The following is a 9,535-nucleotide window of genomic DNA, read 5'->3' on the forward strand; positions in this document are numbered from 1 at the left end:
AGGTTTTCATGCTTCCGACTAACATCAATATTTCTCATCTCAAGACTAACTCGATAGGCACCGGCTCATCCCTTACCTTTGGTTCTGCGGAGTTAAGGAACAGGCGCTCTGCTATCAAAAGAAATAACGGTTTTGGGGAACAAAATGCAGATGTTATTGTCATGGTCATTCCGATTGAATCAATTGATGACCGTGATGGGGCAGATGCACTCAGTATGAAAATCAATCATCAATAACAATGGTTTTCGCTTGACCTTCGTCTTTTTGAATAGTGATGTATAGGATTCCGTCTTTAAAAATGGCATTCATCTTTCCATGAAGATGATCGGAAAGCGGAATTTTCTTTTCAAAACTTCCGTATTTCCCTTCTTTTTGGCGAAAGTCCTGTTCATTAAAATAGGAAAAGCGCTGCCCCTTCACCACTAAATAATCTCCGTACGATAATATGTGAACGTCTTGTTTACGGTAGCCTGGAAGATAAATTAAAAACTGCACTTCCGCAACGGTATCTACAATATCCATGCTCGGAAATGAAGCATCTCCTTTCCCTCGCTGATCTTGCTGCGCAAACGGAAACGGAGATTGGCCATTTGTCATAAAAGGGGTTTTTTGGTCTTCATCAAATACCTGTTTCCAAAAGTCACCGCCGTACATCTGCTGTGCGAATTCCATCCACTGCTTCATCTTTTCGAAATCCATTTGAAGCCCCCTGTCTTAACATACTTTATAACCGCCAGCATACAACTATAGAAAGGAGGTTTGCCTGTGGTTCAACCAACTCCGTATATCAATATTAATATTTTCATGCTGAAAATTAATTCCTTTGAAAATGCTTCAGCGGTTAACGTAGGACAAAATTTATTGGCAGAATGGCAAAATTCAGATAAAAAAAATCAAGGCTACGGACAGAATTTTGGAGATGCGAGCGGATTTATGGGCACGAGAAGCCATGTGGATGACAGAGACCAAATTGATTCTCCGGCCTCTTTTGAAAGTGAAGCGGTTAACTCCTCAATCAAAAGGAAGTGATGAGATGTTCTTTTCACCCTCCGTCGTGAATGTCGGCGGATTTAAAATCAATACGATGGACCGTGGTTCCTCTTTAACACTCGGTCCATATCAGCAGGTCGATTACTTTTTATCAGCTAAAATAAATCAAGGGTTTGGAGAAGAAAATGGCGACTTTACTCCTCTTGTCGTACCGATTTCAAATGTATTAGATGCAGATCTTGTTGATTCGAACTCAGCGAAAAACAGTGTGGTGTAATAAGTAATAAGAACAGGGCGCACATGCCCTGTTCTCGTTTTTATATAAAAAAAGCCTAACCATTTTTTGAACGGCTGGCTCATCAAATATTCAGCTGCACAAATGCTTTGTCAGCACCGCCTGAACCTCGCTTAAATCGGTGTCTTTCGCAAATTCTAATTCGAACGTTTTGCTTCTTGTCATCAATAAAAGCCCAGTGTCCGGATCAAACATTCCCGCTTCTTGGATGGCAAAGCTTTCAATTGTTTTATATGGAAGAAATACACGAACCTTCTTTTTGGAAAACATTTTATTGTCAAAGAAAATGATCCGCTTATTTGTAAAGCAAATTTGGTCCACTCGGAGCTTATAAATCGATTCTATTCTTTCCCCTTCAACGAGCAAAGCCTCAAGCTTCTTTGCGTCCGTTGATCTGCTAACAGAAAAAATACCCAATGAAGAACCCCTCTTTCTGCATTTATCTATTTGTTTTATCATTCACTACATAAAAATAAGTCCTTTATCCCTATATAAGAATACGACATAGAAGACATTTAAACCATTACGAACAGATTACATTTTTCAAATTTTTGATTTGTTTTTTGGCTTTTAAGCTGTTGTCATCAAGTAATACGCACATATAGAGAAAAAAGTTTCAATATACAGCAATGTTTTTATAAAAAAGTGGTTTTTAATGATTTTTTATTCTTGTTTTATATTTCCTGTTTTAACCACAAAAAAACCGCAGCTGAGCTGCGGTTTTGTGGATCGACCACTTTTGACAAAATCTTCCTGATTATTCAAGGAAGCATTACATCTCTTCGAAGTATTCTTTATAATAGCCGCCGACTTTATTGGTATTGTCGACCACAAAGAGAAACTCCTCTGTTTCATTTTTTACTTCATATTCTTTTCCCGGCGTTAAAACGCGGTTTACGATATATTTTTTTGCGTTTGTCTGCACACACTTTACTTTTTTAATTGTTTCTTTTTCAAGCCAATTTTTATGAATCATGATGAAATCTCCTTTTCTTATCTATAAGCTTATTGTAGCTTTTTTCTTTTGTAAATTGCAATATCGGTTATTCATTGATTTTGCCTTGATTTCTATTATAGAATGTTTGTATACGCTTACGTTTGAAGCAACTATCACAGCTTATTTCTGCTATTCAATCCAAGAATCAATGTGCTATCACCAAGAATCTCAGAACAGACCATAAAAAATGACTGGAGGTTTGTTACGGATGAGTTCTTTAACGATGCAAGTGACGAAAAGGCTGGAGACATTTTTACAGGGAACAAAGAAGCTTTATATTGACGGAAAGTTTGTTCCGAGTGCCTCAGGGGCAACCTTTGACACTCCAAACCCGGCGACTGGCGAAACCTTGATGACGCTGTATGAAGCCCAGGCTGCGGATGTGGACAAAGCGGTTAAAGCTGCCCGGAAAGCCTTTGACCAAGGTGAATGGAGAACAATGTCTCCAGCTTCGAGAAGCAGACTGATGTATAAGCTGGCAGACTTAATGGAAGAGCATAAAACTGAGCTTGCTCAGCTTGAAACACTTGATAATGGGAAACCGATCAATGAAACGACTAATGGAGATATTCCGCTGGCTATTGAGCATATGCGTTATTACGCCGGCTGGTGTACAAAAATAACAGGACAGACGATTCCGGTTTCCAGCGCTTATTTTAATTATACGCGTCATGAGCCTGTCGGTGTCATCGGCCAGATCATTCCATGGAATTTCCCGCTCCTGATGGCGATGTGGAAAATGGGCGCGGCACTTGCAACAGGCTGTACAATCGTCCTCAAACCGGCTGAACAAACACCGCTTTCAGCTCTTTATTTGGCAGAATTAATTGACCAAGCCGGTTTCCCTGCCGGTGTAATCAACATCATCCCAGGATTCGGTGAAGATGCGGGAGAAGCGCTGACGAACCACGAAGCGGTTGATAAAATTGCCTTTACCGGTTCCACTGAAATCGGAAAGAAAATCATGTCCACCGCAGCGAAAAGCATTAAGCGTGTTACATTGGAGCTGGGCGGAAAATCGCCTAATATTCTTCTGCCGGATGCGAATTTGAAAAAAGCCATCCCGGGCGCTTTAAACGGTGTGATGTTTAACCAGGGTCAAGTCTGCTGTGCGGGCTCACGTGTCTTCATTCATAAAGACCAATATGATGAAGTTGTTGATGAAATGGCATCCTATGCTGAGTCACTCCGCCAAGGAGCGGGACTTCATAAAGATACTCAAATCGGGCCGCTCGTAAGCAAGGAACAGCATGAGCGCGTTCTTTCCTATATTCAAAAAGGAAAAGATGAAGGAGCAAAAGCAGTGACCGGCGGAAGCTGTCCTTTTGAAGCAGGATATTTTGTCGCACCGACTGTGTTTGCGAATGTTGAAGACGAAATGACCATCGCGAAAGAAGAAATTTTCGGACCCGTGCTGACCGCAATTCCGTACGAAACAGTCGATGAAGTTATTGAACGGGCAAACCATTCAGAATATGGGCTTGCGGCCGGACTATGGACAGAGAACGTCAAGCAGGCTCACTATATCGCGGACCGACTTCAAGCCGGAACCGTTTGGGTGAACTGCTATAATGTGTTTGACGCGGCGTCTCCATTTGGCGGTTATAAACAGTCAGGACTCGGACGAGAAATGGGATCATATGCCTTGGATAATTACACAGAAGTCAAAAGTGTATGGATAAACCTTGAAGACTAACATGTATGTTTAAAAAACTGCTGCCTGCCAGCAGTTTTTTTCTTTCTGTAATGGCAGTAAAAGACGCTGAATATATATGTTTCTGAAGGAGTTGAGCGTGATGGGCACACTTCAGGAGAAAGTGAGGCGTTTTCAAAAGAAAACCATTACCGAGTTAAGAGACAGGCAAAATGCTGATGGTTCATGGACATTTTGCTTTGAAGGACCAATCTTGACAAATTCCTTTTTTATTTTGCTCCTTACCTCACTAGATGAAGGCGAAAATGAAAAAGAACTGATATCATCCCTTGCAGCCGGCATTCATGCAAAACAGCAGCCAGACGGCACATTTATCAACTATCCCGATGAAACGCGCGGAAACCTAACGGCTACCGTCCAAGGATATGTCGGGATGCTGGCTTCAGGATGTTTTCACAGATCTGAGCCGCACATGAAGAAAGCTGAACAATTTATCATCTCACATGGCGGTTTGAGACATGTTCATTTCATGACAAAATGGATGCTTGCCGCGAACGGGCTTTATCCTTGGCCTGCTTTGTATTTACCATTATCACTCATGGCGCTCCCCCCAACATTGCCGATTCATTTCTATCAGTTCAGCTCATATGCCCGTATTCATTTTGCTCCTATGGCTGTAACACTCAATCAGCGATTTGTCCTTATTAACCGCAATATTTCATCTCTTCGCCATCTCGATCCGCACATGACAAAAAATCCTTTCACTTGGCTTCGGTCTGATGCTTTCGAAGAAAGAGATCTCACGTCTATTTTGTCACATTGGAAACGCGTTTTTCATGCACCATTTGCTTTTCAGCAGCTGGGCCTACAGACAGCTAAAACGTATATGCTGGACCGGATTGAAAAAGATGGAACATTATACAGCTATGCGAGCGCAACCATATATATGGTTTACAGCCTTCTGTCACTTGGTGTGTCACGCTATTCTTCTGTTATCAGGAGGGCGATTACCGGCATTAAATCACTGGTGACTAAATGCAACGGGATTCCTTATCTGGAAAACTCCACTTCAACTGTTTGGGATACAGCTTTAATAAGCTATGCCCTTCAAAAAAATGGTGTGACCGAAACGGATGGCTCTGTTACAAAAGCAGCCGATTTTTTGCTAGAACGCCAGCATTCCAAAATAGCAGATTGGTCTGTCAAAAATCCAAATTCAGTTCCTGGCGGCTGGGGGTTTTCAAACATTAATACAAATAACCCTGACTGTGACGACACTGCAGCCGTTTTAAAAGCGATTCCCCGCAATCATTCTCCTGCAGCATGGGAGCGGGGGGTATCTTGGCTTTTATCGATGCAAAACAATGACGGCGGATTTTCTGCTTTCGAAAAAAACGTGAACCACCCACTGATCCGCCTTCTGCCGCTTGAATCCGCAGAGGACGCTGCAGTTGACCCTTCAACCGCCGACCTCACCGGACGTGTACTGCACTTTTTAGGCGAGAAAGTTGGCTTCACAAAAAAACATCAACATATTCAACGCGCTGTGAACTGGCTTTTCGAACATCAGGAGCAAAATGGGTCATGGTACGGCAGATGGGGTGTTTGCTACATTTACGGCACTTGGGCTGCTCTTACTGGTATGCATGCATGCGGGGTTGACCGAAAGCATCCCGGTATACAAAAGGCTCTGCGTTGGCTCAAATCCATACAAAATGATGACGGAAGCTGGGGAGAATCCTGCAAAAGCGCCGAAATCAAAACATATGTACCGCTTCATAGAGGAACCATTGTACAAACGGCCTGGGCTTTAGACGCTTTGCTCACATATGAAAATTCCGAACACCCGTCAGTTGTGAAAGGCATGCAATACCTTACCGACAGCAGTTCGCATAGCGCCGATAGCCTCGCGTATCCAGCAGGGATCGGATTGCCGAAGCAGTTTTATATTCGCTATCACAGTTATCCATATGTATTCTCTTTGCTGGCTGTCGGGAAATATTTAGATTCTATTGAAAAGGAGACAGCAAATGAAACGTGAATCTTATCAAACGGAGATGTTCAATTGGTGTGAAGCCCTGAAAGATCAGATTCAAAAGCGAGGACAGCTTGACCAGTTTGAAGATCAAATCGACAAGATGATTGAGGCTCTGGAAGATGACCAAACAACAGAAGAAGATTGGTATAAACAGGCCGCTGCCCTTTACCGGGATATTACAGAATCAGATGATACAAGTGAAAGACGCGCATATGTCCCTATAGGGAAACACGTGCTGCCAAAGCTTCCTTACAAATACTCCGCCTTAGAACCTTATATTTCACGCGATATTATGGTCCTTCATCATACAAAACATCATCAAAGCTATGTCGATGGTCTGAACAAAGCAGAATCAGAGCTTAAAAAAGCGAGAGCAACAAAGAATTATGACTTAATCACTCATTGGGAAAGAGAGCTTGCATTCCATGGAGCAGGCCATTATTTGCACAGTATTTTTTGGTTTTCTATGCATCCAAACGGAAAACGGCGTCCTACAGGAGCATTGTTCCAAATGATAGACCTTTCATTTGGAAGCTATTCCGCTTTTAAAGAACATTTTACCCAGGCCGCTAAAAAAGTGGAAGGCGTCGGCTGGGCCATTCTGGTCTGGGCACCTCGATCAGGACGGCTGGAGATTTTAACGGCAGAAAAACACCAGCTCTTCAGCCAATGGGATGTGATCCCCCTATTACCGCTTGACGTATGGGAGCATGCCTACTATTTGCAATACAAAAATGACCGGGCCAGCTATGTCGATCACTGGTGGAATGTCGTGGATTGGCGCGAGGCTGAAAAACGTTTTGAGCAGGCAAAAGAAGTCGTTTGGAAGCTCTATTAAAAAAAGCCCCCTTTCCTCGGGGGCTTCGTGTGTTAAAAAATGCCTATCACATGCAAAAACACGATGATGATGGCAACAGGAGATAAATATCGAATGAGCAGCAGCCAAACCGCAAACCACTTTCGTTTGAGATTGGAACCGCTTTTCAGCTCGTCAAACAAATCCTGTTTCGGTATTTTTAGCGGGACAAAAATCGAAATCAGTAACGCACCTAACGGCATTAAAATATTGCTCACAAGATAGTCAGCCGCATCAAAAATAGACAGATGAAATATAGAGACGTCACTTAAGACACCGTATGATAATGCAGACGGCACACCGACAATAAATATAGCGATTCCGCCTAACCAAGAGAATCGTTTTCTCTTATTGACATCACCTTTTGAAAGCACTGCGACCAAAATTTCCAGCATTGAAAAAGCGGATGTCAATGCAGCAAATAAAAATAGAATTAAAAATGCTAATAAAAAGATAATTCCGAACGGCATTTGATTAAATATAGTTGGCAGCACGTTAAATAACAGAATCGGTCCTTGGTCTGGCTTGAGACCAAATGAAAATACAGCTGGAAAAATCGCAATCCCTGCCATAACTGCAACAAGTACGTTCAATACAGTTACTGATACAGCGGACTGCACAAGATTTTCCTGTTTCCCTAAATAAGAGCTGTACGTAACCATGACAGATACACCGACACTTAATAAGAAAAAGGACTGACCCATCGCATACAAAATCGTATTAGCGTCAATCGCTGAAAAATCAGGCATCAGGAAAAACTTGAGCCCTTCCATCGCACCGTCAAGGGTAACAGAACGCACCATTAAAATAATAAATAATATAAATAGCGCCGGCATTAATACTTGGCTAGCCTTTTCAATTCCGCTGCTAACTCCTTTTGCAACAACCAAAATGGTCACTGCCATAAAGAGCAACTGGCCCCCTACAGCCAAATAAGGATTTGAAATGGTACTTGCAAATATCGTATCAAAACCAGATGTTTGCGATAAACCGCCAGTGAAGCCTTTTATAATATAAATTAAAATCCATCCGCCTACGACACTGTAGAAAGATAGAAGAATAAAGCACGTCACCATGCCTAAATAACCGATCCAATGCCACTTCGTTCCTGGAGCAAGTGTTTTATAGGACTGAACGGCATCTTTCTGTGTTCTTCTGCCTATGATGAATTCACCTAACAATAAAGGCAGTCCGATTAAAACCGTAAATAAAATAAAAATAAGTAAAAATGCGCCTCCTCCGCTGGTTCCGGCAACATATGGGAATTTCCATATCGCACCAAGCCCGATAGCTGATCCTGCCGCGGCTAAAATAAAGCCGAGCTTCGAAGACCATTGATTTGCTTCCTTCACCGTATCACTCCTATTTGATCTAACCATTATAAAGGTTCATTGTAAGAATATCTTCCTATATAGTCAAGAACATTTTGATTAGTTTACATCATATATCTATAGACATCTGCCAAAAACTAATATTGAATTATTCAGAAAATTATTTATAATAAGAGAATGTTATGAAATTTGTAAGAATTTCTGCTGAAGTTCTTGATAAGTGTGTTAGGAGTGTTTTTATGGACATCATTAGAAAAATAAGTCATTTTGCAGGACAAACCTTTGGCATATGGGTCATTGTTTTTGCAGCGCTGGGATTTTCTTTCCCATCTTTATTTACGTGGATCAGTTCTTATATTACGATTTTTCTTGGCATTATCATGTTTGGGATGGGCCTTACACTGCAAGCCGATGATTTCAAAGAGCTGGTCAGAAAGCCTTGGCAAGTTATTATTGGAGTAATAGCTCAGTATACGATCATGCCGCTCGTTGCTTTCGGCCTCGCATTTGGGCTTCATCTTCCAGCTGAAATCGCAGTTGGTGTTATTCTTGTCGGCTGCTGTCCCGGGGGAACTGCATCTAATGTTATGACATTCTTAGCAAAAGGAAATACTGCCCTTTCTGTTGCGGTTACGACAATTTCTACCTTATTGGCACCTGTTGTAACACCGTTGTTGATTATGCTGTTTGCCAAAGAATGGCTTCCTGTCTCGCCGGGGTCTTTGTTTATCTCAATCTTACAGGCGGTTTTATTTCCGATCATTGCAGGTCTGATTGTCAAAATGTTTTTCAGAAAACAAGTGGCAAAAGCCGTACATGCCCTTCCGCTTGTTTCTGTCATTGGCATCGTTGCGATTGTCTCAGCTGTCGTCAGCGGCAATCGGGAAAATCTGCTTCAATCGGGGTTGCTCATTTTTTCAGTTGTTATCCTTCATAACGGTATCGGTTATTTACTGGGGTTTCTTTGTGCAAAGCTTTTAAAAATGGATTACCCGTCTCAAAAAGCGATCGCAATCGAAGTCGGCATGCAAAACTCCGGACTTGGGGCTGCACTTGCCACGGCTCATTTCTCACCGCTATCTGCCGTACCCAGCGCAATATTCAGTGTGTGGCATAACCTTTCAGGTTCTATGCTTGCAACATATTGGTCAAAAAAAGTGAAAAAGAAACAAGCTATATCCAAAAGCAGCAATCTATCACTTTAAATATGCATCAAAAAAGGTACATCACTTTATCGTGATGTACCTTCAGCTTGTAGAGAAAACGGTGTTTTTTTCTACAAGCTTTTTTGTTTTGGGCTGTTTCTTTACATATTCATCTGATTTCAGGTGCAGAAAAAGCACTCCCACATGCCTAGCCTTGCTTGGCTAGGTA

At 42.0% G+C, this 9,535-nt stretch carries 11 protein-coding genes; 7 read left to right on the forward strand and 4 right to left on the reverse strand.

All coding sequences use genetic code 11. The features are described 5' to 3' along the window. Positions 1-8: 8 nt before the first annotated feature. Positions 9-236 (forward strand): hypothetical protein, encoded by a 228-nt coding sequence (locus WA279_RS16640; protein WP_014480021.1) that lies wholly within the window; start codon positions 9-11, stop codon positions 234-236. Here WA279_RS16640 and yocM read toward each other — a convergent pair. Beyond that, on the reverse strand, positions 223-699 hold the full coding sequence (gene yocM / locus WA279_RS16645; RefSeq protein WP_003231255.1) for a salt stress-responsive protein YocM: 477 nt from the start codon (positions 697-699) through the stop codon (positions 223-225). The genes WA279_RS16640 and yocM overlap by 14 nt on opposite strands. A 66-nt stretch (positions 700-765) precedes the next feature. On the opposite strand from yocM, the gene WA279_RS16650 reads away from it, so the two are divergent. Both WA279_RS16650 and WA279_RS16655 read left to right on the forward strand, forming a co-directional pair. Then, positions 766-1,029 (forward strand): hypothetical protein, encoded by a 264-nt coding sequence (locus WA279_RS16650; protein ID WP_004399338.1) that lies wholly within the window; start codon positions 766-768, stop codon positions 1,027-1,029. A gap of 4 nt (positions 1,030-1,033) precedes the next feature. Beyond that, positions 1,034-1,267, forward strand: a complete 234-nt coding sequence (locus tag WA279_RS16655; RefSeq protein ID WP_003231251.1) for a hypothetical protein — start codon at positions 1,034-1,036, stop codon at positions 1,265-1,267. Positions 1,268-1,357: 90 nt separating this feature from the next. On the opposite strand, the gene WA279_RS16660 is transcribed toward WA279_RS16655, so the two are convergent. Further along, positions 1,358-1,702 carry a PH domain-containing protein gene (locus WA279_RS16660; RefSeq protein WP_003220141.1) on the reverse strand — a complete coding sequence of 115 codons (345 nt, stop codon included), beginning with the start codon at positions 1,700-1,702 and terminating at the stop codon, positions 1,358-1,360. 355 nt (positions 1,703-2,057) lie between these two features. Beyond that, the gene (locus WA279_RS16665; protein ID WP_003231245.1) at positions 2,058-2,261 is read right to left on the reverse strand and encodes a DUF6501 family protein; all 204 of its coding nucleotides are present in this window, start codon (positions 2,259-2,261) and stop codon (positions 2,058-2,060) included. A 229-nt stretch (positions 2,262-2,490) separates the two neighbouring features. Here WA279_RS16665 and dhaS point away from each other — a divergent pair, with 229 nt between their 5' ends. From dhaS to WA279_RS16680, 3 genes are all read left to right on the forward strand, one after another. Further along, the gene (dhaS, locus tag WA279_RS16670; protein WP_336156050.1) at positions 2,491-3,978 is read left to right on the forward strand and encodes an aldehyde dehydrogenase DhaS; all 1,488 of its coding nucleotides are present in this window, start codon (positions 2,491-2,493) and stop codon (positions 3,976-3,978) included. Between the two features lie 100 nt (positions 3,979-4,078). Further along, positions 4,079-5,977: a sporulenol synthase gene (gene sqhC / locus WA279_RS16675; protein WP_336156051.1), complete on the forward strand. Its 1,899-nt coding sequence runs from the start codon at positions 4,079-4,081 to the stop codon at positions 5,975-5,977. After that, positions 5,967-6,812 (forward strand): superoxide dismutase, encoded by an 846-nt coding sequence (locus WA279_RS16680; protein ID WP_015251901.1) that lies wholly within the window; start codon positions 5,967-5,969, stop codon positions 6,810-6,812. Before sqhC ends, WA279_RS16680 begins: the two co-directional genes overlap by 11 nt. Before the next feature lie 32 nt (positions 6,813-6,844). On the opposite strand, the gene WA279_RS16685 is transcribed toward WA279_RS16680, so the two are convergent. Continuing rightward, entirely contained in the window at positions 6,845-8,182 is a 1,338-nt protein-coding gene (locus tag WA279_RS16685; protein WP_336156052.1) for a sodium-dependent transporter, read from the reverse strand. Between the two features lie 218 nt (positions 8,183-8,400). Here WA279_RS16685 and WA279_RS16690 point away from each other — a divergent pair, with 218 nt between their 5' ends. Continuing rightward, on the forward strand, positions 8,401-9,366 hold the full coding sequence (locus tag WA279_RS16690; RefSeq protein ID WP_336156053.1) for a bile acid:sodium symporter family protein: 966 nt from the start codon (positions 8,401-8,403) through the stop codon (positions 9,364-9,366). The last annotated feature ends 169 nt before the right edge of the window (positions 9,367-9,535 follow it).

The organism is Bacillus sp. 204(2023), from assembly GCF_037027505.1.
Classification (GTDB): Bacteria; Bacillota; Bacilli; order Bacillales; family Bacillaceae; genus Bacillus; species Bacillus subtilis.